Genomic DNA, 26,798 nt, shown 5'->3' with positions numbered 1-26,798 from the left:
GTTATTGGCGCGCGAACGTTATCAGGCCGCGCGCTCGCGCACTATAGCCTCATCCCCGTATTGACGCACCGCGCCGCCGATGCACGCCGAACGTTCCGCGTGGGGGCAGGCGGAATCGCGCCGCCGCACCGCTGCCGCGCCGCCGGTCGGTTCAGCCACCCCGGGCCACCGGCGGTGCGCGGCGGCGTACCGGCTGGGCCTTCACGATGGCGGTGTTGGTCTCGGCGTGATCGGCCACGCGGTCGAGAATCTGGTCGAGCTGGTCGATGGACTGCACGAAGAGCCGGGCGATGAAGCAGTCTTCGCCGGTGACCTTGTCGCATTCGCTGATCTGCGGAATCTCTTCGATGAGCCGCTGCACGATATGCAGCTTGCCGGGCATCGGCCGTACCCGCACGATGGCCTGCAGCGGGTAGCCGAGCGCCTTCGGGTCGAGGTCGACCGTGTACTGCCGGATCACGCCGCGCTCCTCCAGCCGCCGCAGCCGCTCCGACACGCTCGGCGCCGAGAGCCCGACCTGCTCCGCCAGCTGCTTGAGCGAGATGCGGGAATCGGTCAGCAGAACGTCCAGGATCCGCTGGTCCACGTCGTCGATTGCGTTCATCGCGCCTCCAGAGGACTTTTGCCTTATTTCATTAGCAGGAAGCGGAATTTTGCCTCAGAAAACACATGGAAGGCAGCCCAGTCGCATGCGATCCTTCCAACATCGACATACGAGGCAATCCACATGAACGACAAGACACGCGGCACGGTGGAAATGACCGCCGCCATGACGATTTCCGGAACGATCGGCTGGTTCGTCGTCCGCTCGGGCCAACCGGTGATGGATGTGGTGTTCTGGCGCTGCGCGTTTGGCGCGCTGGCGCTGCTGGCGGTCTGTACGGCGCTCGGTTTGCTGCGCGGGGCCATCACGTGGCGGCGCACCGGCATCGCGGCGCTGGGCGGCGTGGCCATTGTCATCAACTGGCTGCTGTTGTTTGCAGCGTATCCGCGGGCGTCCATCTCGATCGCCACGGCGGTCTACAACACGCAGCCGTTCATGCTCGTCGGGCTCGGCGCGCTGTTCCTGTCGGAAAGGCTGACCGCAACCAAGCTGACCTGGCTGGCCATCGCGTTCATCGGCGTGGTGCTGATCGTGCAGGTGGGGCCTGCGGCCAGCACCGGATCGGACTACCTGACGGGCATTGCCCTGGCGCTGGGCGCCGCGTTCGCCTACGCGGTGGCGGCCATCATTACAAAGAAGCTGGCCGGTACCCCCCCGCACCTGATCGCGCTCATCCAGGTGTGCGTGGGCGTGCTGATGCTGGCGCCGCTCGCCAACCTGTCGCATCCGCCTGCCGATGCGCACACATGGGTGATCCTCATCACCGTCGGCGTCGTGCATACGGGGCTCATGTACATCCTGCTCTACGGCGCCATCCAGCGGCTGCCGACGCATCTGACCGGCTCGCTGTCGTTCATCTATCCGATCGTGGCGATCATCGTGGACATCGTCGCCTTCGGGCATCGGCTGCAGCTTGCGCAGTTCCTGGGGGCGGCGGCCATCCTGCTGGCGGCCGCGGGCATGAACCTCGGGTGGTCTCCATACCGGTGGCTGCGCGGGCACACGGGTTCCGCCGCCCAGTAGCGCGAGGCTCGGGACGCAGTTTGGCTCCGCCATGAAGCGGCGCCAAACTGCTGTTATTCTTGTGCGTTTTCCGCTGGCGCCCCGGCGCGCCCTGCGCCTGCCTCTCTCCTCCTCTGGCAGCCGGCGGACAGAAGAACTCCAGACATACGCACAAGATGAAGGAAGGTCACCCGCCGGAACCAGGCCGCGAAGCCGCGATTGCCTGGATCCAGGAGCAAATGCAAACCTACGATCTGTCCGTCGAAGACTTGCAGGCGCACGGCTGCTTCGAAGCCCCGCCCCCGCCCGCCGGGCCGGTCTACATGAGCGCCGACGGCCAGCATTGGGACGGCACCGGCGAAATGCCAGACTGGCTGCAGCGCGCCGTCAACGCAGGACAGAGCATCGAACATTTCCGCGTGGGCTGATGCCCGCGCCGTGCGGGTACGCCTGTTGCGTGGTTGCAAGTGCAAGCGCGGCCGGTTTGTCCTGTTGATCCACTGCTCCGCCCGGCCGACGCTCCAACCCAACGGAGGACATCATGCCGGAACGCAAGACCGTAGAACGTGCGCGCACCGACAAGCGCCACGGCAAGGCCGCCTCGACGCAGGCAGGCAACTTCGTGAAGGAAGAGATGGATCACATCCGCGAAGGCAAGCACGGTGCGAAAAACACCAAGCAGGCCATTGCGATCGGGCTGTCCAAGGCGCGCCGCTCCGGCGTTGCCGTCAAGCCGCCTGGGGAAGGCAAGGCGTCAGCCGCCACCCGCAAGAAGGCAGAACACGACGTCAAGGCCGGCAGCAAGACTGGCGGCAAGAAGACTAGCCACGCCAGTGCGAGCAAGGAATCCACGGCCAAGCGCAGCAAGACCACGACACGGACGCTGAAGAAGGAAGGCCATTCGGCGGCATCCAAGTCGTCGCTGTCCAAGCAGGCGCATAGCGCGGCGTCGAAGCGGTCGAGCAGCGAGCGCTCGGCGGCGGCCAAGAAAGGCGCCGCCACCAAGGGCGCAGCCGGCCGTTCCGCTGCCGCAAAGAAGGCGGCACGCACACGCGCTGCGCACGCCCGGTAAATTTTTCCTGTCCAGCCTGAAGGCGGCCCGTTGGGGTCGCTTTTTTCTTGGCGGTTCGTCTCGCCTTCTTTGCCCTTCCCAAAAAAAAACTCAAAAAAATTTCTGTTCTCCGTGTCAGGAACGCTGTCATGCGCCGACGAAGGTGCACGGAACACATCTGCGCGATGCCGCAGTGCACCGTACGGCGAGGGATTTCGCCCTGCCAGCCGTTCAACGACACCTGTTCAATCAAGGAGAACACCCATGAAACAACACGCCATGATCGCCGCCGCCCTGGGTAGCCTGCTCGCGCTGGGCGCACTGTCGACGCCGGTGCAGGCCGCCGACGCTGCCGGCAAGGAAAAGTGCTACGGCGTCGCCAAGGCCGGCCAGAACGATTGCGCCAGCCCCGGCAGCGCCCACGCCTGCGCCGGCCAGTCGAAGATCGACAAAGACCCGATGTCGTGGAAGTACGTGCCGGCCGGCACCTGCGCGCAGATGGGCGGCACGATGCAGCCTGCGTCCAAGTAACGCGCGACGCCGGGTGACCGCCATGCAGACTGCTCTGCCAACCTGCGCCGGCGCAGGCCTGCGCGCGCCGCACTTTCCCGCCCTGCTGCACGGGGAAGCCCGCTTCCCGTGGGCGGAAGTGCACAGCGAGAACTATCTGTATGGCGGCCCCGCACGCGCAGCGCTGCTGGCCGCGCGAGAGCGCCAGCCGGTGAGCCTGCACGGCGTGGGCATGGGGCTCGGCAACGCAGATGGGCTGGACGTCGAACACGTTCGCGCCATCGCTGCCCTGGCGGACGCCGTTGCGCCTGCCGCGATTTCCGAGCACCTGTGCTTCAACCGCAGCGGCGCACAGGTCGTCAACGATCTGCTGCCCGTGCCCTATTCCCGCGAATCGCTTGAGATCGTCTGCGCCAACGTCATGCGCGCACAGGACATCCTCAAGCGGCCGCTGCTGATTGAGAACATTGCCGCGTACATCGACTGCCGCACGCTGGTCGATGCCGACGACGCCGTCTCCGAAGGGGCGTTCCTGACCGCCCTCGCGCGGCGCACGGGCTGCGGCATCTTGCTGGACCTGAACAATCTGTACGTCAACAGCGTCAACCACGGCGTGACCGTCAAATCGGTGCTCGCCGATATCGACCCAACGCTGGTCGGCGAGATTCACCTGGCGGGCTTCAGCGTGGAAGACGGCATGCTGATCGACACGCACAGCGCGCCCGTGCATGCACCCGTCTGGGCGTTGTACGACGCGTGGATTGCCAAGCACGGCCCGCGTCCCACGCTGATCGAATGGGACGCTGAACTGCCGCCCGTGCAAGTGTTGCTGGACGAAGTGGCACGCGCCCAGGCGACGCTCGATCGCCACGCCAACGCCGTCATGCAGGAGCCACGCCATGCGACTGCCTGACTGGGAAGCGCACCTCATCAGCGCACTGACGGCCGCCGCAACCGACGAAGAAACACCCGGCATCGCCATCTACCGCAACGCGCGTCTGGCGATTCTGCGCAACGCGCTGGCGGGAGCCTACCCCGTCTGCCGCGCGCTCGTCGGCGAGGACTGCTTTGATGCACTCGTGCGCGACACGCTTGCCGTGCAGGCCTCCACATCACCGAACCTGCATCGCTACGGAAACGCGCTGCCGGCCGTCATTGCGCAATCGCCCTTGGCGCACAGCGTGCCCTATCTGGCCGATGTCGCACGCCTGGAATGGTGCGTGCATTGGGCGCATTACGCCCCGGACGCGCACGTTGAAGCGGCGGACGCCACGCTGCTCGCGCAGCCTGCGGACACCATCCGCGCGGGGCTGGTGGAGGGTGCGCAATGGGTGGCGTCGCGGTGGCCCGTGGTGTCGATCTGGCGCGCGCACCAGCCGGGCGAAACCCTCGCGCTCAGTGCAATCGACCTGGGCGTCGGCGAAGCCGCAGCGATTGCCGTGCGAGGGCATCGCGTTGCCGTGCTCGATTTCGATCCCCCGACCGCCACTTTCCTCGCCGCTTGCGAAGCGGAGACCTCGCTTCAGGCCGCGCTCGAAACCACCCTGGCCGAGCGCCCGAATTTTGATCTGACTGCATGCCTGTCCGGCCTCTATCGCTCGGGGCTGCTCGCACTGTCTGCCTCCCCAACACCCTCGTCTACTGGAGACACGCCATGAACACCCTCACCAGGACGTTTGCCCCGCTTACGCGCCTGCGCGCGTCGTTCGACCGGCTTGCCGGTCCGCAAAGCACGCTGTGTTCGGTCATCCTGTTGATCGCCCGGGCGTATCTCTTCTACGTGTTCTTCCGCTCCGGCCTGACCAAGCTGCACGACTGGGACACGACCGTGCTGCTCTTCACCGAGGAATACAAAGTGCCGCTGTTGCCGCCCGCACTGGCAGCAGCGCTCGGCACGTTCGGCGAACTGGTTTTCCCTTCTCTGATGCTGGCCGGCATCGTGCCAAGGCTGGCGGCTGCCGGGCTGTTCTTCGTCAACGTGGTGGCGGCGGTGTCGTACTGGGCCAATCTGTCGGGCTCGGCCATCGAATTTCATTTCGTGTGGGGCGTGCTGATTGCGCTCGTGGCGACCATCGGACCGGGTGGGCTTGCGGCACAGACCCTTTGGCAACGCCGCTTGCGTTAAGCGGATTGCGGTGGCGGCGGGCTTATCATGTGGCTCTCCGTCATCTCTTCAGGAGCATCGATGCGCTTCCCTCAGTTGCCCTTCGCGGCCTCGGCCGGTGTGTTGGCTGCCATTGGCGCCGCAGTCCTGCTCACAGCCTGCGCCTGGGGCGATAGCCCGAACAGCACCGGCGCCCGCATGACCGACGACTCGCTGCTGGCGTACCAGGTCAAGGCGGCGCTGGACTACGACACGGCCCTCAACCCGCGCCAGATCCGCATCCACACCACGCCGGAAGGCAAGGTCACGCTCACGGGTTGGGTCGATACGCCCGAGATGGCCCGCCGTGCGGGCGACGACGTCAAGCGCTTCGTCGACCCGGCCAAATTTGATAACCAGTTGCGCGTGCTCTCGCGCTCGCAGGTGCTGGGCGGCGGGCCGCTGATTCCGGCGGGTTTGCCGCCCGAGGCACCGGCCAGCGCTCCGGCTGCCCGCTAGGCCGTCTGCGCCCCGGTGTGGACGGGCACGCGCCGCACCGGCATGGCCTGCAGCAGGCCGAAACCAGCCTCGGCCACCATGAACGGCACCACCAGCAGCGTGGCGCCCGAGCCCAATGCGTATCCCTGCCAGGCTGCAAACAGGGTGCGCGCAACGGCGTCATACCGGCCCAGCGCAACGCTGGGGTGGCGTATCCGCAGCACAGACCACACGCACACCACCGACCCCATGAGGTTGGCCATCAGCATGTGGGCCGGCTCAAACGGCGGCAGACCGGCAATGCCCAGCACGCCCGCCACCGCATTGAGCGCGTGGTGCAGCAGCATGAAGCTCCACGGCGTGGCAAACGGCGCAGTGACGATCAGGTCGTACCAGCCGCTGGCCCGCACGAGGCGCACGAACGTCGATTCGGAAACCATGGCGAAACTCCGGTTGTAAAGTGGATGAGCCGCCACGTTAAAGGCTGGTGTACGCTCAAGGGTCAAGTCCCGATCCTTGTCAAAGCGCCATGTCACACCCGCCCCTGCCCCCACACCGAGACGAGCTTTCCATTGGCGACCTGTCTGCCGCGACGGGCGTATCGCGCGATGGCCTGCGTTTTTACGAGGCGCGCGGTTTGATCCGTGCACGGCGGCGCAGCAACGGTTATCGCGCCTACCCGGCGCAGACCGTGGAGCTCGTCCGCTATGTGCGGACGGCCCAGCAACTCGGCTTCACGCTGGCTGAAATTGGCGACGGGATGACGCAGGTGTGGCAGCAGCCCGACACCGATGCGGCCGTCGCGGCCCTGCTTCGGGACAAGCTGGCGGCCATCGACGCCCGCATCGCGAGCCTGCAAGCCATGCGCGACGCACTTGCCGCGCGCGTCGGCATGCGCTGCCCTCTCGCAACCACCTGAGCCCGCCCCGCGGCCGCCTTGTTTTGTCATATGACTGTCGCAGACTGCCGCTGCGGGGGCGGTTTGCGGGCGGTCTCATGCGTCGTGACGACAGGCTGAGTCGTGAAAGGCGCTTGAAAGATCGCGCCAGTAAAAACGCTCCCGTTACAAGGGGAGTCAGTTGCAGTGAAACATCGGGTTGCGTTCCATCCGCTGGTAAAGGCCGTGCTGTGCGCGGCGGCGTGCCTGCCACTTGCCGCTGCATGGGGCGCTGCGCCGGCACCCGCGGCAGCCAGCCTGCCGGTGGCGGCCATGCCGCCGATCAAGCCATCCGTGCCCGGCGTGACGGGCCCGGGCTTCAACCTCGTTGAGCTGCTGCAGGAACTCAAGAGCAACAATCCGCAGCTCATCCAGGCGCGCCACAACTACCTGTCGGCCAAGTCGATCCCGCCGCAACTGGCGGCGCCGAACAACCCGCAGCTCGGCTACATCTGGAACAGCATCCCGAAGGGCTTCCCGCTGGCCGTCAACCGCGCGGGCGGCAGCCAGTACAACCTCACGCAGCAGATTCCATTTCCGGGCAAGAAGGCGCTGGCCGCCGAGATCGCCGACCGCCAGGCGGAATCGCTGAACGCGCAATCCGATGCACTGTACCTGCAGCTGTATGCGCAGCTCTCGACCACGTATTACCAGGCGATCGCGCTGCAGAAGCAGATCGATGTGCAGAAGCTGACCATCACCCGCCTGGAGCAGGTCAAGCAGATCGCGCGGGTGCGCTACGCCAACAACGCCGCGGCGTACGCCGATTACCTCAACGCGCAGGTGATGCAGAGCAGCGCCCAGAATGACCTGTTCGCGGCGCAGCGCCAGTACGACAGCACGCTGCAGACGCTCAACACGCTGATCGGCAAGGAGCCGAGCTTTCCGCTCGTGCTGCGCGCCGACGACGAATCCGTGCACCTGCCCGAAGTGCCGCTGCCCGAGCTGGAGAACCAGGCGCTGCGCGAGCATCCGTCGATCAAGGCATCGGCCGAGTTGATGGACGCCGCGCGCAAGAGCGTGACGCTGGCGCGCAAGGCCTACCTGCCCGACTTCCAGGTCATCGCCACCGTCACCACCGACAACCCGCCCTACGGCGTGCGCCCGAACAGCTACCAGATCGAGCTGGACGTGATCATCCCGTTCTGGTTTTTCACCAAAGAGAAGTACGGCGTGAACCAGGCGGTGGAGAGCCAGATTGCCACCGAGGCTAACGATGTGTCGGTGCGCCAGCAGACGCTGCTCGCGGTCGATACGGCCTACAACACGCTGCGCCAGACGCTTGCACAGCTCGACTTCAACAAGCAGCGGCAATTGCCCCAGGCGCTGGCGGCGTATCGCGTGACGATGACGAACTACGCCAGCAACAACGCCGACTTCAACGATCTGCTCACCGCCCAGGGCGCGCTGCGCAACGCCGAGCTGGCGGTCGCCCAGGCCCAGGCCACGGCCCTGCAGGCCTATCACGCGCTGCTCGCGGCCACGGGCCGATCGCCCGTTCAAGCTCAATAAGACCATGAAGACGTTCTCTCCCCTCGCCACTGTCGTTTCAGTGATCGCCCTTGCGGCTGCCGTTGCCGTGGGCGTGGTGGTCGGGCGCAAGTGGCCGGCCGCTGCCCCCGCTGACACGACGAGGCCGACCCTGGGCGCCGGCTCCACGCTGGCGAGCAACGCGCCCGCGCGCCCGAAACCCGACTCGGTCGAGATCCCCGAAGGCGGTTTTGACCCGCAGCAGGTGAAGGTGGCGCAGGTCAGCCAGCTGGCGGTGCCGGTGGAGCTGTCGACGCCGGGCAAGCTGGCCTACAACGCCGAGCGCACGAAGCTGGCCTCGGCTCGCGTGGCCGGCCGGCTTGACCAGATCCTGCAGTTCGAAGGGGCGCAGGTGCGCGAGGGCCAGCCGATTGCCGAGCTGTACGCGCCGGACTTCGTCTCTGCGCAGAAGGAATACCTGCTCGCACTGAATACCGCGCGCCAGCTCAAAAGCTCGAACATGAAGGAATTGCAGGACGACGCCGACATGACGGCGCAGTCCGCCGCGAACCGCCTGCACGTGCTGGGCCTGAACGACGCGGAAGTCGCGCAGATCGCCCGGCGCGGCGCACCGGCCGAGCACCTGACGCTGCGCGCGCCCATCTCGGGCACCATCGTCAAGCGCAACATGGACCCGGGCGCCTTCCTGAACGTCGGCGATTCGTTCATGAGCATCGTTGATACGCGTGTGCTCTGGTTCACCGGCAATGTGTACGAGAACGACATTGCCAGCGTGCGCATCGGGCAGCCGATCTCGCTGCACACCGCCGCCTATCCGCAGCGCGAGTTCACGGGCCGGGTGAGCTTTATCGCGCCCAACATCGATCCGGCCACGCACACGCTCACGGTGCGCTGCGACGTGCCTAACCCCGACGGCCTGCTGCGCCCCGAGATGTACGCCACGGCGCGCATCCAGACCGGCAGCGGCCTGGCCACGGTGGTGCCCAAATCGGCGTTGGTGAAAGACCACGGCAGCTACTACGTGATCGTGCAGAGCGACGCCAGGCACTTCAAGCGCGTCCAGGTACAGGGCAAGGACACCGGTACCGACGGCAACTTTGCGGTCACGGCGGGGCTGGATGCCTCATCGCAGGTGGTCGTGCGCGGCGCCGCGCTGCTCAACGAGATGATCGTCAAGGCGGGGGCGTAGGCATGGGCTTCAACCCCATCGCGGGCATCCTCAAGCGCCGGCTGCTGATCGTCTTCCTGGCGATCGCGCTGCTGGTGGCGGGCGTGCTGTCATTTCGCGAGTTGCCGCTGCAGGCGTATCCGGGCGTGGCGCCGCTGTCGGTGCAGGCCATCACGCAATGGCCGGGCCGCAGCACGACGGAAGTTGAACAGCAGATCACCATCCCGATCGAGAATGCGCTGGCTGGTGTGCCCGATGTGCAGTCGTTCCGCTCGGTGTCGCTGTTCGGACTGTCGGTGGTGACGCTCAAGTTCAAGGAAGGCACCGACAGCTTCAAGGCGCGACAGAACTTTTCGCAGTACCTGGCCAGCGCCAACCTGCCGACCGGCGTACAGCCGTCGCTGAGCCCCGACTCGGACGCGACCGGCGAGATCATGCGCTTTCGCCTCGTGGGCGACGGCGTGGACCTCACTACGCTCAAGAGCTACCAGGACTACGACATCACCAAGGAGCTCAAGCACGTACAGGGCGTCGCAGATGTGAGCTCCTTCGGCGGCAAGGTGAAGGAGTATCACATCGTGCCGTCGCCGGCGAAGCTGCAGTCGTACGCCATCACGCTGTCGCAGCTCATCACCGCCATCGGCAATGCCAACAACAACACCGGCGGAAACCTGCTGCGCGACGGCGAGCAGCAGTTCGTCGTGCGCGGCGTCGGCCTGCTGCAGACGGTGGACGACATCCGCAACGTGGTGGTGGCCGCCAACAACGGCGTGCCGGTGCGCGTGCGTGATATCGCAGATGTGGAGGTCGGTAACGTGCAGCGCCTGGGCCAGGTGCAATACAACGACCAGCCCGACGTGGTGGAAGGCATCGTGCTGCTCAAGCGCGACGCCAATGCCAGCGAGGTACTGGCTAAGGTGCGCGAAAAGGTGGCCGAGCTCAACAACGGCATCCTGCCGAAGGGCATCCAGGTCAAGCCGTTCTACGACCGCCAGGTGCTGCTCGACATCACCATGGGTACGGTGGAACACACGCTGGTGGTGGGCATTGCGCTGGTGCTGGCGGTGCTGTTCGTCTTCCTCGGCAACCTGCGTGCGGCGGCCGTGGTGGCCGCGGTGATTCCGCTGGCGCTGTGCGTGTCGTTCATCAGCATGGAACACTTCCATGTGCCGGCCAACCTGATCTCGCTCGGGGCGATCGACTTTGGCGTGATCGTCGACGCGGCCGTGATCGTGATGGAAAACATCATGCGTCACCTCGAGGAAGGCGCCCAGAAACTGGACGACGCCATCGTCAAGGCCACCAGCGAAGTCCAGCGCGCGATGATCTTCTCAACGGGCATCATCATCGTGGCGTACTCGCCGCTGTTCTTCATCGGCGGGGTGGAGGGCATCATCTTCAAGCCGATGGCGTTCACGATGGGTTTTGCGCTGATGGCCTCCATCGTGCTGAGCCTGACGTTCGTGCCGGCTACCACGTCGTTCGTCTTCGGAAAGACGCTGCATCCGCATTCGCCCGCGTTCATCACGGCGATCCTGCGCTGGTACAAGCCGCTGCTGCGCAAGCTGATCGCACGGCCGATGGCGGTGTTCGCCACGGCTATCGCGGCGCTTCTGCTCACGCTGTACAGCGCCACCTTCCTCGGCACGGAGTTCCTGCCCACGCTGGAAGAGAACAACCTGTGGCTGCGCATCACGCTGCCCAATACGGTGGACCTGGATTACTCGGCTTCGGTTGCGAATGATCTGCGCGCGTACTTCGTCAAGCAGCCGGAAATCAGGCAGGTCTCCGTGCAGATCGGCCGCCCGGATGACGGCACCGATTCCACGGGCGTATTCAACCAGGAGTACGGCCTGTACTTTGCCGCGCCCGACAAGTGGCCCGACGGCATGACCAAGGGCAAGCTCGTCGAGCGCCTGTCAAAGCATCTGGAGAAGATCCCGGGCATCGAATACAACTTCTCGCAGTACATCCAGGACAACGTGGACGAGGCGCTCTCCGGCGTGAAGGGCGAGAACTCCGTCAAGCTGTTCGGCAACGACCTCAACGTGCTCGAAGCCAAGGCCAACGAGATCCAGGCGCAGCTCAAGAAAGTGCCGGGCCTCGTGGACGTGGGCATCTTCCGCGAGCTTGGCCAGCCGACGCTGAACGTGTCCATCGACCGCCAGGCGGCGGCGCGCTTCAACATCAACGTGAGCGATGTACAGAGCCTCGTGCAGTACGCCATCGGCGGCGCGCCGGTCACGCAGATCCTGGAAGGCGAGAAATCGTTCGGGCTCGCGGTGCGCCTGAACCAGCAGGCCCGCGCATCGTACGACGCCATCCGCGAACTGCTGATCGACACGCCGGACGGCCAGCGCATCCCGCTGTCGATGGTCGCGAAGGTGGAAATGACCGACGGCCCGTTCTTCATTTACCGCGAACTCGGTAAGCGCTACATCGCCATCAAGTTTGGCGTGCGCGGGCGTGACCTGGGCAGCGCGGTCGATGAGGCGCAACGCGTGGTCGGCAGCAACGTCGCCCTGCCCGAGGGCTACACCGTCAAGTGGGACGGCCAGTTCAACGAGATGAAGGTCGCGCAGGGCAAGCTGATGGTGATCGTGCCGCTGACCATCCTCGTCATCTTCCTGCTGCTGTACAGCACCTTCGGCAACTTCAAGGACGCGCTGATGGTAGTGCTGAACGTGCCGTTTGCCGCCATCGGCGGGCTGCTGGCGCTGCACATCGCCCACGAGACGCTGTCGATTTCGGCCGGCATCGGCTTTCTGTCGCTGTTCGGCATTGCGATCCAGGACGGCGTGATCCTGATCTCGTACGTCAACCGCCTGGCGCAATCCGAAAACCTGCGCGAAGCCACGGTGGAAGGCGCTGCGCTGCGCTTGCGGCCCGTGATCATGACGGCCATGCTGGCCGGCCTGGGCCTGCTGCCCGCGGCGCTGTCGCACAGCATCGGTTCGGAGGCGCAGCGTCCGCTGGCGCTGGTGATCGTCGGTGGCATGGTGACGACGACGATCCTGACACTGCTGGTTCTGCCGGTGGTGTTCACGTGGGCGCACCGCCATCGCGGTACGCCCCCGCGCGAGCCCGACGTGACACCGACGGCGGCCATGCTGCCCTGATGCGACGGCGGTAATCAACACAAGCGGGCGCGCCGGCTGCCGACGGTGCGCCCGATTTGTTTCCGGTGCCGGCTGAATCGGATTATTCCGATGGCTGCATGCAGGCTCGGCGGGCACAGTGCGTATGCCCTGATCGCCTCTACGCCACCATGCAACCCACAGCCTCCACGCCTGCCGACATCGCCGCCAGACTCCCCGCGCAAGTGATCGCCGCCCTCACCGAACTGTTCGGCAACGACTTGCAGCAATGGCGCTTCATCATCGATTTGTTCTCGGACACGGTCGAACAGGACCTCTGCAATCTCGAGAAGGCCATCCGCGGCGGTGAAGACGCCCACATCATCGAGGCGGCGCACCGCATCGTCGGCTCCGCGCGCATGCTGGGGCATCTGTCCATCGGCGATGCGGCACGCGCCATCGAGCGCGCGGCGCAAGGCGTCGGGCCGCATCACGAACGCACAGCGGCCATGCGCACCGGCCTCGCCGCGTTGCGCGGCCTGGTAGACCAGTTCCGCCAAGCGGCCCGCGACTGTGTGTGGCCCGATGCGCCGGTCGCGGGTGCGTGACCGGTACCCGCGTCGTTGCATCCGCCCCCCCCACGGCACTCTCCGAAGTACTGGCCTGCCCTTTGCGCAGCGCTGCGCCTCCCCGCCTCGTCAACGTTATTCCGGAGCGGGCCTGCCGCAACGGCGGCGACGCGCGGCATCATTTATGTTCCCGGTCGCATAAAAGACACAATTCGGCTGTGCGTTGCGTGATCCGCAATACAACGGGCAACATCAGCTATTGATGTAAAGCACGCCGCACCTCTATTGTCGCGGGCAACGTCGGCGCAGTGCCTCTGCAACCGGCGGGTACGTACCGGCTACGACCTGTGCGGCCGTCTACCGCATTACGTCACAACACGGGCACTCAACTTATCCGGGGGGATTCGATGTCCGAAGCAGTCCTGCATCCATTTTTTTCACGCGAGCGCACCGTCGCCGCGGTTGGCTTCAACCGCTGGCTGGTTCCGCCTGCCGCGCTGGCCATCCATTTGTGCATCGGCATGGCCTACGGTTTCTCCGTCTTCTGGCTGCCGCTTGGCCGCGCGCTGGGCATCACCAAGCCGCTCACCTGTGGCGCCGACGTCTCGCTGATCGCCGAGCTGTTCACCACCACCTGCGACTGGCGCGTCTCCAGCCTTGGCTGGATGTTTACGCTGTTCTTCGTGTTCCTGGGCGCATCCGCTGCCATGTGGGGCGGCTGGCTCGAGCGCGTTGGCCCGCGCAAGGCCGGCGTCGTCTCGGCCGTGTGCTGGTGCGGCGGGCTGTTGATTTCCGCGCTCGGCATCCAGATGCACCAGCTGTGGCTGCTGTGGGTGGGCTCGGGTGTGATCGGCGGCATCGGCCTGGGGCTGGGCTACATCTCGCCCGTGTCGACGCTCATCAAGTGGTTCCCGGACAAGCGCGGCATGGCGACCGGCATGGCCATCATGGGCTTCGGTGGCGGCGCAATGATCGGCGCCCCGCTGGCTGACCGCCTGATGAAGCTGTTTGCGACGCCAGAATCTGTGGGTGTGTCGCAAACGTTTATCGTGCTGGCCGGCATCTACTTCGTCTTCATGATGGCCGGCGCGCTCGGTTACCGTGTACCGCCCACGGGCTGGAAGCCGGCCGGCTGGACGCCCTCGCCCGCCAAGGCGAAGGACACGATGGTCACGCAACGCCACGTCCACGCAAATGAAGCCCTGAAGACGCCGCAGTTCTGGCTGATCTGGGCCGTGCTGTGCCTGAACGTATCGGCCGGTATTGGCGTGCTGGGCATGGCCTCGCCGCTGCTGCAGGAAGTCTTCGGTGGAAAGCTGCTGGGCGTAACGACGTCGTTCATGGACCTGACAGCCGCGCAAAAAGGCCAGATCGCAGCCATCGCCGCGGGCTTCACGGGTCTGCTGAGTCTGTTCAACATTGGCGGCCGTTTCTTCTGGGCATCGCTGTCGGATCGCCTGGGCCGCAAGATGACGTACGCGGTCTTCTTCGTGCTCGGCTTCGTGCTGTACGCATCGATTCCGTGGACCTCGCACACCGGCAATATCGCGCTGTTCGCACTGGCCTTCTGCGTGATCCTGTCGATGTACGGCGGCGGTTTTGCGACCGTGCCGGCCTATCTGGCCGACATGTTCGGCACGCAGATGGTGGGCGCCATCCACGGCCGCCTGCTCACGGCGTGGTCGACGGCCGGCATCCTGGGCCCCGTGCTGGTGAACTACCTGCGCGAATACCAGATCGCCCATGGCGTGGAACGCGCAGCCGTGTACGACATCACGATGATGATCCTGGCCGGCCTGCTGATCCTCGGCTTCATCTGCAACCTGCTGGTGCGCCCCGTCAACGCGAAGCACTTCATGACCGAAGCGCAACTCGACGAGCAGCGTCACGCTGCGGCAAGCAAGAGCCCGACGCCGTCGGTGGCTGCGCCGGAAACGTCGCTGGAATGGAAGGCGCATCCGGGTTCGGCCGTGGCCGTGGTGCTGGCCTGGGCCGCCGTGGGGCTGCCGTTGGGCTGGGGGGTTTGGATTACACTCCAAAAAGCTGCCGTTCTGTTCTCCTAATACGTGATTTAAAGTCGCCGCCCCGCCACCCATGAAGCACCAGAAGATCGAGTTTTACCGTCACCCGGCCGGCGGCTGGGGCGCGCTTAAAAGCGTTGCGCATCAATTGCTGTCGCAAGGCATCGCGGCCAAGGGCGCCAAGACCATGCTGTCGGCCAACCAGCCTGACGGCTTCGACTGCCCCGGCTGCGCCTGGCCGGACCGCGACCACGCATCCACCTTCGAGTTCTGCGAAAACGGCGTCAAAGCCGTGGCTGCAGAAGCGACGTCCCGCCGCACCACGCCGGAGTTCTTCGCACAGCACACCGTGCGCGAACTCGCCGAGTGGTCGGACTACGCGCTGGAAGATCAAGGGCGCCTCACGCACCCGATGGTCTACGAAGCGGCCAGCGACAAGTACGTGCCGATCGAATGGGACGCCGCCTTCGCGCTCATCGCGCAGCACCTGCGCGCGCTGCCCGATCCGAACCAGGCGATCTTCTACACCTCCGGCCGCACCAGCAATGAGGCGGCCTTCCTCTATCAGTTGTTCGTGCGCGCGTATGGCACGAACAATTTCCCCGACTGCTCCAACATGTGCCACGAGCCCTCCGGCACGGGCATGCGGAGCAGCATCGGCGTCGGCAAGGGCACCGTCACGCTCGACGATTTCACCAAGGCCGACGCGATCTTCATCTTCGGGCAGAACCCGGGGACGAACCACCCGCGCATGCTGGGCGAATTGCGTGAGGCATCGAAGCGCGGCGCGAGCATCGTGTCCTTCAACCCGTTGCGCGAGCGCGGGCTGGAGCGTTTTGCCGATCCGCAAAGCAAGATCGAGATGCTGACGCTCGGCTCCACGCGCATCAGCACCGAATACCACCAGGTGCGCATCGGCGGCGACCTGGCAACGGTCAAGGGCATCATCAAACACGTGATCGAGCGCGATGACGTGGCCCGCAGCCGCGGTGAGCCGGCCATCATCGACCACGCCTTCATCGCCCAGCACACCGGTGGCTATGACGCCTTTGCCGCTGACGTGCGTGCCGAATCGTGGGCAACGATCGAAGCCGAATCGGGCTTGCCAGAACACGAAATCCGCCAGGCCGGCGATACGTACATCAAGGCCGGCAGCGTCATCGCGTGCTGGGGCATGGGGATCACGCAACACAAGCATTCGGTCGCGACGATCCAGATGATCGTCAACCTGCTGCTCCTGCGCGGCAACATTGGCCGCCCAGGCGCCGGCGCGTGCCCCGTGCGCGGCCACAGCAACGTGCAGGGCGATCGGACGATGGGCATTTATGAGAAGCCCGCGCCTGCGTTTCTCGATCGGCTCGAGAGAGTGTTCGGCATTCAGGTGCCGCGCGAGCACGGTTACGACACCGTCGGCGCGATCGAGGCGATGCGCAGTGGAAAGGCGCGCGTGTTCTTCGCCATGGGCGGCAACTTCGCGGCGGCCACGCCGGACACCGCTGCCACGTGGGCCGGCCTGCGCCAGTGCGACCTCACCGTGCACGTGACCACCAAGCTCAACCGCAGCCACATCGTGCACGGCAAGGCCGCACTGATCCTGCCGTGCCTGGGCCGCACCGAAGTCGACCAACAGGCCGGCGGCACGCAAGGCGTGACGGTGGAAGATTCGATGAGCATGGTGCACATGTCGGCGGGCATCAATCCGCCGGCGTCGCCGCACCTGCTGTCGGAACCGGCCATCGTGGCGCGGCTGGCCGAGGCCACGCTGCCCGACAGCCCCATCCCATGGCGCTGGCTGGTGGAAGACTACGACCGCATTCGCGACCGCATCGAAGCGGTGTTCGACGATTTTGCCGGATTCAACGAGAAGATTCGCGTGCCCGGCGGCTTCCGCCTGCGCAACACGGCATCGGAGCGTGTCTGGAACACGCCGTCGGGCAAGGCGGAATTCCATGCGCACGCGATCCCGACCGATACGCCGGTGCACCGCGCGCGCGAGCGCCATGCGGATGCGACCGTCTTTACGCTGGCCACGGTGCGCTCGCACGATCAGTACAACACCACCATCTACGGCATGGACGACCGCTACCGCGGCGTGTTCGGCCAGCGCCGCGTCGTCTTCATCAACAAGGAAGACCTGCGCACGATCCGCATGAAAGACGGCGAGTGGGTCGACATGGTGACGCTGTCCGAAGACGGCACCACGCGCCGCGCCGATGGCTTCCGCCTCGTGGCGTATGACATTCCGCGCGGGTGCCTGGCGGCGTATTATCCGGAGACCAATCCGCTGGTGCCGCTGTCGTCCGTGGCCGACCACGCGCGCACGCCGACGTCGAAATCGATTCCGGTGATGCTCGTGCCAAGCCAGGCTGAACGCAGCACGGGCACGCAGGCAGCCTCCACGGCCCAGGCCTGATGCCAACGACGGCCGCGTGGTCTGCGCTGCAGCTGGCACTGTTGGCCGCATTGCGCGAAACCGATGCCGGCAAGCCGGTGTCGCTTCCGTGGTTGACCAAGCGCGTGGGCGAGCGCGCCAGCACGGTGCTGCGCGCGCTGCATCCGCTGGCCGATGCGGGCCTGCTGCGCGTCGCCATGGACGACACGCGCTGGCTCATCGTGTTGCTTGACGCGGGCCGCGCGCTGCCTGATTTGACCGAATGACCGCCCTCCTCCGTCACCCCGCGGGCTTGCCCGTCGTTTCCACTACCGCAACGCGCCGCACGCGCGCCGGCACGCACGAAGCCGCCACCACCCCCGTCGCCGATGAAGCCCCGGTCGCGCTCGTCTTCAACGGCATCACGCACGCCGTGATGATGGCGTCGCCGACAGACCTGGAGGACTTTGCACTCGGCTTTGCGCTCTCGGAAGGCATCATCGACAGCCGTGCCGACTGGCGTGGAGCCGATGTGGAAACGCACCCGCACGGGCTGGAGGTGCACGCGGAAATCGCCTCGCACTGCTTCGTGCGGCTGAAGGCGCGCCGCCGAGCCCTGGCGGGCCCCACGGGCTGCGGCCTGTGCGGCATTGAAAGCCTGCAAACCTTTGAAGACGCACCGGCGCCGCTGACGCCACCCGCATGGCTGGCGTCTCTTGCCGACGCGCAGGTGCTGGACGCCATGCATGCGATGACGGCACATCAGCCGGCCAACGCCCTCACCGGTGGCTTGCATGCCGCCGGCTGGGTGTCTGCGGACGGCAACACACCGCTGCATGTGCTGGAAGACGTGGGGCGCCACAACGCGCTCGACAAGCTGATCGGCCGGCTGGCGCGACTCGGCATCCGCCCGGCAGACGGATTCATCGTCATGACCAGTCGTGCAAGCTACGAGCTGGCACGCAAGTGCGTGCAGCTGCAGGTGCCACTGCTGGCGACGATCTCCGCGCCGTCTTCGCTGGCGATCCGCCACGCCCAGGCCGGGCAGTTGGCGTTGCTGGCGTTCTGCCGTGGGGATAGCGTGACGCGGTTTGCCTGAAGGCGCCGCTAGATCTCCACCTTGCTCCCCAGCTCCACCAGCCGGTTGGCAGGAATGCGGAAGAAATCCGACGGCTTGGCGCTGTTGTGCTGCATCCACGCAAACAGCGCCTCGCGCCACATCGCCATGCCGGGCAACGGCGATGGCACCACCGTGGCGCGCGTGATGAAGAACGACGTCTCCATATCTTCAAAGACCACGCCCAGGCGCTCGCCGACGTTCTTGACGATCTCGTCCACTGCCGGGGTTTCCTTGAAGCCGAAGTCCGCCACCGCCGCGTAGATGTTGTCGCCGATCGTCTTGATCGAGAGGCGCTTGGCCGGCTGCACGTAGGGCACGGCGAGCGTGCGGAAGTGGATGAACAGCACGCGCTCGTGCAGCACGTGGTTGTGCTTGAGGTTGTGCAGCAGCGCCAGCGGCACGAAATCCATGCTCGGCGTCAGATAGACGGCCGTGCCATCCACCCGGTGCGGCGGATGGCGCAGCAGGCCTTCCATGAACGGCTCGAGCGGAATGCCGCCTTCCACGTTGCGTGCCTTCAGCAACTGCGTGCCGGTATGCCACGTCACCATCAGGAAGAAGATCAGGCCGCCCAGCAGCAGCGGGAACCACCCGCCGGCTGCAATCTTGAGCAGGTTCGCGCTGAAGAACGACAGGTCCACCGCGAGGAACACCGCGCCGAGGCCGGCCACCACCGGAAGGCTCCACTTCCAGGCATTGCGCATGACGACCGTCACCAGGCCCGTGGTCAGCACCATGGTCGTCGTGACGGCAATGCCGTATGCGGCGGCCAGGTTATCGGACTTGCCGAAGGCCAGCACGACCGCCACCACCAGAACCAGCACCACGTAATTGACCACCGGCACATAGATCTGGCCGATTTCCACGTCAGACGTGTAGAGGATCTTCATGCGCGGTGCGTAGCCAAGATGCACGGCCTGCGCCGTCATCGAAAATGCCCCGGAAATGACCGCTTGCGAAGCAATGACGGTGGCCGCCGTGGCCAACACCACCATGGGCCCCACGGCCCAGCCCGGCATCAACAGGAAGAACGGGTTCTGCACGGCGCTCGGCTCGCGCAGCAGCATGGCGCCCTGCCCGAAGTAATTCAGCAGCAGGCACGGCATCGCGATGTAGAACCACGCATACCGGATGGGGCGCGCGCCGAAGTGGCCCATGTCGGCATAAAGCGCCTCCGCGCCGGTCAGCGCCAGGAACACCGACCCGAACACGACGAACGCCTGCATGGTGTGCCGGAATCCGAATTCGATGGCATAGAGCGGATTGAGCGCCACCAGGATCTGCGGAGACTGCACGACGGAGATCAACCCGAGCAGCCCGAGCAGCACGAACCACAGCAGCATGATCGGACCGAACAGCCGCCCGACCACATGCGTGCCGTGCTTCTGCAGCAGGAACAGGCCGATCAGCACGACGAGCGCCAGCGGCAGCACCCACGCCTGTAGTGCGGGCGCCATGATTTCCATGCCCTCGATGGCCGAGAGCACCGAAATGGCCGGCGTGATGACGGCGTCGCCGTAGAACATGGCGGCCCCCAGCAGGCCGAGCAGCATGAGGGTGCGCGTGAATCGCGCACTGCCGCTGCTGGCGCGCATCGCCAGCGCCGTCAGCGCGAGGATGCCGCCTTCGCCGTTGTTGTCGGCGCGCATGACGAAGAGGACGTATTTGATCGAGACCACCAGGGTCATCGCCCAGAACAGCATCGAGAGGATGCCGTAGACGGTCTGGTCAGAAAACGGAACCCCGTGCTCGGGGTTGAAGCACTCCTTGAGTGCATACAGGGGGCTGGTACCGATGTCCCCGAACACCACGCCGATCGCACCCATCATGGTGGCCATCAACGCGGGTTTTTTTGTGGTTGTACTGGCGGCGGCTGTCGTCATGGGCGGCTTGCAACTGGAACGGCGGAAGCACACGCAATTTCCGTGCGCCATCTGCGGCACTTGAACCCCCGCCGGCTCGGTGGAGTGCCGCAGACGCCACTGAAGCTTAGGTGAAAACGCTCGTTTTTGCGCGAGTGTTTGCACCGATGGCGAGGCTGGCACCGTCCATGCTTACCTTGCAAAACGTAACGTTCCAAAAAAACACACTTTGACGGGGAGACGCGCCAAGCATATATTCAGCAAACGATCGTTTGGCTGGTTTGGCCGGGTCTGCCTGCTGTGTGGTTTTGGCCGGCAGTCGATCGATTTCTCAACTTCACGACTCAAGATCATGGCTACTGGTACCGTCAAGTGGTTCAACGACGCAAAGGGTTTTGGCTTCATTACCCCGGATGATGGCGGCGAGGACCTTTTCGCTCATTTCTCCGCGATCAACATGCAGGGTTTCAAAACCCTGAAGGAAGGTCAAAAGGTGTCGTTTGAAGTCACCCAAGGCCCGAAGGGCAAGCAAGCCTCGAATATCCAGGCGGCTTAATCCGAAGGCCGGGGCGCAGGCAGAGCCAAGATCGTCATCACGATTGCAGGACGGGCGCACTCTTCGGGCAGAGTGTGTACCGGTCGGAAGGCCCCAAGGAATCAGGTTGCAAGGGTTGTTCAGTACGTGTTTGCCATCCAGCGGTCGAAGGGCTGCCGCCGTTAAACAGCGGCACCCGGGTTTGACGAAACCCCTCTCGGGAGAATGCAATGGCCAGCCGAATTGAAGATCACGCCGTTCAATATGATCCGCCCGCCGGGGCAGCTGCAGAAATGCACGCTGCCCCGAGTTTCATTCGGGATTCGGAAATCCGGTTCTCACGCTCGCCAACATTGCAGGAGGGCCAGCGTGTGAGTTTCGATATCGAGATCGGGCCGGATGGCGAGCCCATCGCGGTCAATATCCGGCCGATATGACGTGCCGGTTTCACGCAGCATCGCGCAAAGAAAAAGGGAGGCAGTGCCTCCCTTTCTTCAAAACGGACGCCTCCGTTACTTTGCCGTCGGCATGACGAACTCCGCGCCCTTGCCGATCGAGTCCGGCCAGCGCTGCATGACGCTCTTGTAGCGCGTGTAGAAACGCACGCCCTCTTCGCCATAGGCGTGGTGATCGCCAAACAGGGATCGCTTCCAGCCGCCAAAGCTGTGCCACGCCATCGGCACCGGAATCGGCACGTTGATGCCGACCATGCCGACCTGGATCTGCCGTGCAAACGCGCGCGCCACGCCGCCGTCGCTGGTGAAGCACGACACGCCGTTGCCGTATTCGTGCGCGTTGATGAGGTCGACGGCCTCGGCAAAATCGCGCACGCGCACCACCGACAGCACCGGACCGAAGATCTCTTCCTTGTAGATCGTCATCTCCGGCGTGACGTGATCGAACAGCGTGCCGCCGGTGAAGAAGCCCTGTTCATGCCCGGGCACCGTGTGGCCGCGTCCGTCCACCACCAGCGTCGCGCCCTCTTCCACGCCCTTGGCGATGTAGCCTTCCACCTTGGCCTTGTGCGCGGCAGTGACGAGCGGCCCCATTTCGCTGTCGGCTTCCATGCCGTTGCCGATCTTGAGCGCCTTCGCGCGCTCGGCCAGGCGCGGCACGAGCCTGTCGGCCACGTCGCCCACGGCCACCGCCACGGAGATGGCCATGCAGCGCTCGCCGGCAGAGCCATAGCCCGCGCCGATCAGCGCATCGACGGCCTGGTCGAGGTCCGCATCGGGCATGACGACCAGGTGGTTCTTCGCGCCGCCCAGCGCCTGCACGCGCTTGCCGTGCCTGGTGCCTTCCGTATAGATGTACTCAGCGATGGGCGTGCTGCCGACGAACGACAGTGCCTGCACATCCGGGTGCGCAAGCAGCGCGTCGACGGCGTCCTTGCCACCCTGCACGACGTTGAACACGCCGTCGGGCAGCCCAGCCTGCTTGAGCAGGTCGGCAATCATCAGGCTCGGGCTGGGGTCACGCTCGCTGGGCTTCAGGATGAACGTGTTGCCGCACGCCAGCGCCACGGGCGCCATCCACATCGGCACCATGAACGGGAAGTTGAACGGCGTGATGCCGGCCACCACGCCCAGCGGCTGGCGCAGGTTCCAGTTGTCGATGCCGCCGCCGATGTTGTCGGTGAACTCCGTCTTGAGCAGGTTCGGGATGCCGCAGGCGAATTCCACGACTTCGATGCCGCGCGTGACTTCGCCCTTGGCGTCGGAGAACACCTTGCCGTGCTCGCGCGTGATGGCGGCGGCCAGCGCGTCCTGGTTCTGATCCAGCAGCTCCTTGAACTTGAACAGGATGCGTGCGCGCTTGAGCGGCGATGTCTCGGCCCAGGCAGCCGCGGCGGCGTGCGCGGCGGCCACGGCGGCATCCACCTCGGCCTTGCCGCCCAGCAGCACCTGCGCGCTCACGGCGCCGGTGGCCGGGTTGAACACATCGGCGCTACGGTTGCCGCTTCCGGTATGGCGTTGTCCGCCGATGTAATGGCTGACGACGGATTCCGTCACGGCAGGATCAATCGGTCGGTTCATTTCAGGCTACCTCTTGCAGAACGGTACGAACGGTGTCGAAGATGCGCGCGATCTGCGCCTCTTCGATGATGAGCGGCGGCGAGAACGCCAGGATGTCGCCGGTGTAGCGCACGAGCACGCCACGCTCCAGGCATTTCAGGAAGACTTCGTAGGCGCGCGCACCCACGGCGCCAGGACGCGATTCGAGCTCGATGCCGGCCACCAGCCCCAGGTTGCGGATGTCCTTCACATGCGGCGCGCCCTTGACCGAATGCGCCGCCGCCTCGAAGGCCGGCGATAACGCGCGGGCACGCTCGAACAGGCCCTCGCTGCGATACAGATCCAGCGCGGCGACGGCTGCGGCCGCTGCCAGCGGGTGCGCCGAATACGTGTAGCCGTGGAACAACTCGATCGCACCCGGCGCACCGGCGTCAATCACGGCGTCATGTACCGACTGGCGCACGGCCACGGCGCCCATCGGCACCGCTGCGTTGTTGATGCCCTTGGCCATCGTCAGCAAGTCCGGCGTCACGCCAAAGAACTCTGCCGCGGTGGCCGCACCCAGGCGCCCGAAGCCGGTGATGACCTCGTCGAAGATCAGCAGGATGCCGTGCTTGTCGCACAGCGCCCGCAGACGCTGCAGATAGCCCTTGGGCGGCACCAGCACCCCGGTGGACCCCGCCAGCGGCTCGACGATCACGGCGGCGATGGTCGACGCATCATGCAGAGCGACGATGCGCTCCAGCTCGTCGGCCAAGTGCTCCCCCCACGCCGGCTGGCCCTTGGAGAACGCGTTGTGCTCAGGCGCGTGCGTGTGCGGCAGATGGTCCACGCCCGGGATCAGGTTGGCCGAGAACGCCTTGCGGTTCGGCGAGATCCCGCCGACCGAAATGCCGCCGAAGCCCACGCCGTGGTAACCGCGCTCACGGCCGATCAGGCGCGTGCGCTGGCCTTCACCGCGCGCGCGGTGGTAGGCCAGCGCAATCTTGAGCGCCGTATCCACCGCTTCCGAACCGGAGTTGACGAAGAAGATGCGGTTGAGCCCCTCGGGCATGATCTCGGCCACTTTCTCGGCCGCGCGGAAGGCCAGGGGGTGGCCCATCTGGAAGGTCGGCGCGTAGTCGAGCGTGCTGGCCTGCGCGGCGATGGCGTCGACGATTTCCTTGCGCGCATGGCCAGCGTTGACGCACCACAGACCCGCCGTGCCATCGAGCACCTCGCGGCCGCCGGCGTCGCGGTAGTACATGCCCTGGGCAGAAGTCAGCAGGCGCGGTGCGGCCTTGTACTGGCGGTTGGCCGTAAACGGCATCCAGAAGTAGGACAGGTCGGTGGTTTCCAGCGGGTGCGGTGCGGGTTTCATCGGCGTCTCCGGAAAAATGAAGCGACAAGGCGCAAGCTGGCGAACCAGCGGTTGACGCAAACTGTACAGAGTCGGGCGCCACGCCGACATGCACAGATGACGGATCTATAAGAAACTGTATAGGTCCGCCCTCCTTCTCATGTCGCATCGCAGCATGCAGCTCGAACTGGATCCTCATCATCCCCAGCGTACGTTGGTCGACCAGATCGTCCAAGGCATTCGCGCGGCCGTGGACAACCGCAGCCTGCTGCCGGGCACCCGGCTGCCCTCGGTGCGCAAGCTCGCCCAGGCGCACGAGGTCAGCACCTTCACCGTCGCGGAGGCATATACCAGGCTGGCCGCCCTGGGCGCCATCGTGGCGCGCCCGCGCTCCGGCTACCTGGTGGCCGCCCGCACGCCGGCCCAGCCCGCGCCGGTTGCGCCGCGCTGGGAGCCGCCCAAGCTCAACGCTGCGTGGCTGCTGTCGGATGTGTTTGCCGATCGCTCGATCGCCGTCAAGCCGGGCTGCGGCTGGCTGCCGAACGACTGGCTGGACGAGCGCGGCGTGCAGGAAGCGATGCGCGCGGTGAGCCGCGTCTCGGCGCTTCGCGTGGCCGGCTATGGGCATCCGTTGGGATACGCGCCGCTTGGCGAGCACGTTGCGCAATCGCTCACGCTGCGCGGGCTGCCGGTGGAGCGCTCACAGGTGCTGCTGACCAGCGGTGCCACACAGGGCCTGGACCTGATCGTGCGCACGCTGTTCAAGGCCGGCGATGTGGTGGCAGTGGACGACCCGGGCTACTGCAACGTCCTGCAGGTACTGAAGCTCGCCGGCCTGCGCGTGGTCGGTGTGCCGCGCACGCCGGACGGGCTCGACACGGCGGCACTGGAAGCCATCCTGCGCGCCGACGAGGCCGAGCGCCCGCGCGCGCTCTTCACCAGCTCCGTCCTGCAGAATCCCACCGGTTCTTCCATGACGGCGCAGAACGCGTACCGTGTGCTGCAACTGGCAGAGCAGCACGGCCTGTGGATCGTCGAGGACGACCTGCACCGCGAGCTCGCCGATCCCGCCGCGCCCATGCTCGCCGCGCTCGACGGGTTGCGCCGCACGTTGTACGTGAGCGGCTTCTCCAAGACGATCTCGCCCTCGCTGCGCGCCGGCTACGTCGTGGCGGATGCCGCCATCACCCGCGAACTGGCGCGCACCAAGATGGCCGTGGCGCTCACCTCGTCCGAAATTACCGAGCGCATCGTGCATGCGTTCGTCACCCGGCCCGTCTATGCCGAGCACGTGGCGCGACTGATCGCGCGACTGGGCGAGGCCCACACACGTGTCGAAGCCCTCATGCGCGAGCATCGTGCCGAGCCGTTCGATACGCCGGGCCGCGGCCTCTTCCTGTGGGCGCGTTTGCCCGGCCATGCAGATGCCGCCACGCTAGCCAATCAGGCCATCGACCACAACATCTGGCTCGCGCCCGGCCAGTACTTCCGGCCGCATGACGAGCCGAGCCCGTGGCTGCGCTTCAACGTGGCGTATTCCGCTGAACCGGCGCTCTGGGAATTCCTCTCGCACGCCTGACAGGCGCACGCTGCATGCGGCGCAATGACGTATTGCATGCAATCAATCACGTTACCGGCACTCAAACGTGAAATTGGCGTGAACGGAAAGTTGCAGCGTCACAAAGGCGCGACACGATGCGCTGTCGTCTACCGTTCTCTTGCGCCGTATCGATTCCCAACGCGACCTGCAGTCCAACCTGCGCAAGGAGTGCCATGGACATCAAGACCATCCGCGAAACCGCCTTTGCGATGCCGCTGACGAGCCCCGCCTACCCGCCCGGCCCGTATCGCTTCATCCATCGCGAGTTCTTCATCATCACGTACCGCACCGACCCCGCCAAGCTGCGCGCCATGGTGCCCGAGCCGCTGGAAGTGCCCGAACCGCTCGTCGCCTACGAGTTCATCCGCATGGCTGATTCCACCGGCTTTGGCGATTACACCGAAAGCGGCCAGGTCATCCCCGTCACCTACGAAGGCACTCCTGGCACGTACACGCTGGCAATGTACCTGGACGACCATCCGCCCCTGGCCGGCGGCCGCGAAATGTGGGGCTTCCCGAAGAAGCTCGCCTCGCCCAGATTGGTGACCGACAAGGACACGCTGATCGGCACGCTCGACTACGGCCCCGTGCGCGTGGCGACCGGCACCATGGGCTACAAGCACCGCGAGCTGGATCTGGCCGAACAGAAACGCCGCCTGGAGCGCCCGAACTTCCTGCTCAAGATCATTCCGCACGTGGACGGCAAAACCGCGCGCATCTGCGAGCTGTCGCGCAACTACATGATCGACATCGACATGAAAGGTGCGTGGACCGGCCCCGCATCGCTCGAACTGGCGCACCATGCGCTGGCGCCCGTGGCCGAACTGCCCGTGCTGGAGATTGTCGAAGCGCGGCACATCATTGCAGACCTGACCCTCGGCATGGGCGAAGTCGTGTTCGATTACCTCGCGAAGTAACGCCTGCCCAACGCCATTCCTTTCCCGC

Annotated in this window: 26 protein-coding genes; 21 read left to right on the top strand and 5 right to left on the bottom strand. The window is 65.6% G+C overall.

The genetic code is table 11. The features are described from left to right. Window positions 1-151: 151 nt before the first annotated feature. Complete coding sequence (locus KHN96_RS20000; protein WP_062739552.1) at window positions 152-604, bottom strand: Lrp/AsnC family transcriptional regulator; 453 nt, start codon at window positions 602-604, stop codon at window positions 152-154. A 123-nt stretch (window positions 605-727) separates the two neighbouring features. Between KHN96_RS20000 and KHN96_RS19995 the strand changes: the two genes are divergently transcribed. The 8 genes from KHN96_RS19995 to KHN96_RS19960 all read left to right on the top strand — a co-directional run bounded on the left by KHN96_RS19995 (window position 728) and on the right by KHN96_RS19960 (window position 5,769). Further along, window positions 728-1,627: a DMT family transporter gene (locus KHN96_RS19995; protein ID WP_062739553.1), complete on the top strand. Its 900-nt coding sequence runs from the start codon at window positions 728-730 to the stop codon at window positions 1,625-1,627. A 155-nt stretch (window positions 1,628-1,782) separates the two neighbouring features. Further along, entirely contained in the window at window positions 1,783-2,034 is a 252-nt protein-coding gene (locus KHN96_RS19990; RefSeq protein ID WP_062739554.1) for an H-NS family nucleoid-associated regulatory protein, read from the top strand. Window positions 2,035-2,147: 113 nt separating this feature from the next. After that, the gene (locus KHN96_RS19985) at window positions 2,148-2,678 is read left to right on the top strand and encodes a hypothetical protein (protein WP_062739555.1); all 531 of its coding nucleotides are present in this window, start codon (window positions 2,148-2,150) and stop codon (window positions 2,676-2,678) included. A gap of 243 nt (window positions 2,679-2,921) precedes the next feature. Continuing rightward, on the top strand, window positions 2,922-3,188 hold the full coding sequence (locus KHN96_RS19980) for a BufA1 family periplasmic bufferin-type metallophore (protein ID WP_027679010.1): 267 nt from the start codon (window positions 2,922-2,924) through the stop codon (window positions 3,186-3,188). A 22-nt stretch (window positions 3,189-3,210) separates the two neighbouring features. Next, window positions 3,211-4,080 carry an MNIO family bufferin maturase gene (bufB, locus tag KHN96_RS19975; RefSeq protein WP_062739556.1) on the top strand — a complete coding sequence of 290 codons (870 nt, stop codon included), beginning with the start codon at window positions 3,211-3,213 and terminating at the stop codon, window positions 4,078-4,080. Further along, on the top strand, window positions 4,067-4,825 hold the full coding sequence (locus KHN96_RS19970; RefSeq protein WP_062739557.1) for an HvfC/BufC N-terminal domain-containing protein: 759 nt from the start codon (window positions 4,067-4,069) through the stop codon (window positions 4,823-4,825). Before bufB ends, KHN96_RS19970 begins: the two co-directional genes overlap by 14 nt. Then, window positions 4,822-5,292, top strand: a complete 471-nt coding sequence (locus tag KHN96_RS19965) for a DoxX family protein (protein WP_062739558.1) — start codon at window positions 4,822-4,824, stop codon at window positions 5,290-5,292. Before KHN96_RS19970 ends, KHN96_RS19965 begins: the two co-directional genes overlap by 4 nt. A gap of 60 nt (window positions 5,293-5,352) precedes the next feature. After that, entirely contained in the window at window positions 5,353-5,769 is a 417-nt protein-coding gene (locus KHN96_RS19960) for a BON domain-containing protein (protein WP_062739559.1), read from the top strand. Here the strand turns inward: KHN96_RS19960 and KHN96_RS19955 are convergent. After that, complete coding sequence (locus tag KHN96_RS19955; protein WP_045220094.1) at window positions 5,766-6,188, bottom strand: hypothetical protein; 423 nt, start codon at window positions 6,186-6,188, stop codon at window positions 5,766-5,768. The two genes, KHN96_RS19960 and KHN96_RS19955, sit on opposite strands and share 4 nt — an antisense overlap. 89 nt (window positions 6,189-6,277) lie before the next feature. Here KHN96_RS19955 and KHN96_RS19950 point away from each other — a divergent pair, with 89 nt between their 5' ends. The 9 genes from KHN96_RS19950 to fdhD all read left to right on the top strand — a co-directional run bounded on the left by KHN96_RS19950 (window position 6,278) and on the right by fdhD (window position 18,481). Further along, window positions 6,278-6,667, top strand: coding sequence for a MerR family transcriptional regulator (locus KHN96_RS19950; protein WP_045220091.1), 390 nt, complete (start codon window positions 6,278-6,280; stop codon window positions 6,665-6,667). 276 nt (window positions 6,668-6,943) lie between these two features. Beyond that, window positions 6,944-8,197: a TolC family protein gene (locus KHN96_RS19945; RefSeq protein WP_062739571.1), complete on the top strand. Its 1,254-nt coding sequence runs from the start codon at window positions 6,944-6,946 to the stop codon at window positions 8,195-8,197. A gap of 4 nt (window positions 8,198-8,201) precedes the next feature. Continuing rightward, window positions 8,202-9,365, top strand: a complete 1,164-nt coding sequence (locus tag KHN96_RS19940) for an efflux RND transporter periplasmic adaptor subunit (RefSeq protein WP_045220089.1) — start codon at window positions 8,202-8,204, stop codon at window positions 9,363-9,365. A 2-nt stretch (window positions 9,366-9,367) separates the two neighbouring features. Then, window positions 9,368-12,463 (top strand): efflux RND transporter permease subunit, encoded by a 3,096-nt coding sequence (locus KHN96_RS19935; protein WP_062739560.1) that lies wholly within the window; start codon window positions 9,368-9,370, stop codon window positions 12,461-12,463. A 65-nt stretch (window positions 12,464-12,528) separates the two neighbouring features. After that, entirely contained in the window at window positions 12,529-13,029 is a 501-nt protein-coding gene (locus tag KHN96_RS19930) for an Hpt domain-containing protein (RefSeq protein WP_238587602.1), read from the top strand. 368 nt (window positions 13,030-13,397) lie between these two features. Beyond that, window positions 13,398-15,053, top strand: a complete 1,656-nt coding sequence (locus KHN96_RS19925) for an OFA family MFS transporter (protein ID WP_045220085.1) — start codon at window positions 13,398-13,400, stop codon at window positions 15,051-15,053. 31 nt (window positions 15,054-15,084) lie between these two features. Beyond that, a complete protein-coding gene (locus KHN96_RS19920; RefSeq protein ID WP_062739561.1) occupies window positions 15,085-17,424 on the top strand; it encodes an FdhF/YdeP family oxidoreductase in 2,340 nt (779 codons plus the stop codon). Beyond that, complete coding sequence (locus tag KHN96_RS19915; protein ID WP_045220082.1) at window positions 17,424-17,669, top strand: hypothetical protein; 246 nt, start codon at window positions 17,424-17,426, stop codon at window positions 17,667-17,669. The genes KHN96_RS19920 and KHN96_RS19915 overlap by 1 nt, the downstream gene beginning before the upstream one ends. Beyond that, entirely contained in the window at window positions 17,666-18,481 is an 816-nt protein-coding gene (fdhD, locus tag KHN96_RS19910; RefSeq protein WP_045220080.1) for a formate dehydrogenase accessory sulfurtransferase FdhD, read from the top strand. Before KHN96_RS19915 ends, fdhD begins: the two co-directional genes overlap by 4 nt. 8 nt (window positions 18,482-18,489) lie before the next feature. Here the strand turns inward: fdhD and KHN96_RS19905 are convergent, their stop codons facing one another. Next, on the bottom strand, window positions 18,490-20,385 hold the full coding sequence (locus tag KHN96_RS19905) for a potassium transporter Kup (protein WP_062739562.1): 1,896 nt from the start codon (window positions 20,383-20,385) through the stop codon (window positions 18,490-18,492). 331 nt (window positions 20,386-20,716) lie between these two features. On the opposite strand from KHN96_RS19905, the gene KHN96_RS19900 reads away from it, so the two are divergent. Next, the gene (locus KHN96_RS19900; RefSeq protein WP_045220077.1) at window positions 20,717-20,920 is read left to right on the top strand and encodes a cold-shock protein; all 204 of its coding nucleotides are present in this window, start codon (window positions 20,717-20,719) and stop codon (window positions 20,918-20,920) included. 209 nt (window positions 20,921-21,129) lie between these two features. Next, complete coding sequence (locus KHN96_RS19895; protein ID WP_045220075.1) at window positions 21,130-21,336, top strand: cold-shock protein; 207 nt, start codon at window positions 21,130-21,132, stop codon at window positions 21,334-21,336. A 75-nt stretch (window positions 21,337-21,411) separates the two neighbouring features. Here KHN96_RS19895 and KHN96_RS19890 read toward each other — a convergent pair whose 3' ends face one another. Both KHN96_RS19890 and aptA read right to left on the bottom strand, forming a co-directional pair. Next, window positions 21,412-22,935 carry a CoA-acylating methylmalonate-semialdehyde dehydrogenase gene (locus KHN96_RS19890; protein WP_045220074.1) on the bottom strand — a complete coding sequence of 508 codons (1,524 nt, stop codon included), beginning with the start codon at window positions 22,933-22,935 and terminating at the stop codon, window positions 21,412-21,414. A 1-nt stretch (window position 22,936) separates the two neighbouring features. Next, a complete protein-coding gene (gene aptA / locus KHN96_RS19885; protein ID WP_062739563.1) occupies window positions 22,937-24,274 on the bottom strand; it encodes an omega-aminotransferase AptA in 1,338 nt (445 codons plus the stop codon). Window positions 24,275-24,428: 154 nt separating this feature from the next. On the opposite strand from aptA, the gene KHN96_RS19880 reads away from it, so the two are divergent. After that, window positions 24,429-25,832: an aminotransferase-like domain-containing protein gene (locus KHN96_RS19880; protein ID WP_045220503.1), complete on the top strand. Its 1,404-nt coding sequence runs from the start codon at window positions 24,429-24,431 to the stop codon at window positions 25,830-25,832. A gap of 194 nt (window positions 25,833-26,026) precedes the next feature. Continuing rightward, the gene (locus tag KHN96_RS19875; RefSeq protein ID WP_062739564.1) at window positions 26,027-26,770 is read left to right on the top strand and encodes an acetoacetate decarboxylase; all 744 of its coding nucleotides are present in this window, start codon (window positions 26,027-26,029) and stop codon (window positions 26,768-26,770) included. Window positions 26,771-26,798 lie beyond the last annotated feature (28 nt).

The organism is Ralstonia mannitolilytica, assembly GCF_905397375.1.
In the GTDB taxonomy this organism is placed as follows: Bacteria; Pseudomonadota; Gammaproteobacteria; order Burkholderiales; family Burkholderiaceae; genus Ralstonia; species Ralstonia mannitolilytica.
This window is presented reverse-complemented; position numbering and strand designations above follow the sequence as displayed.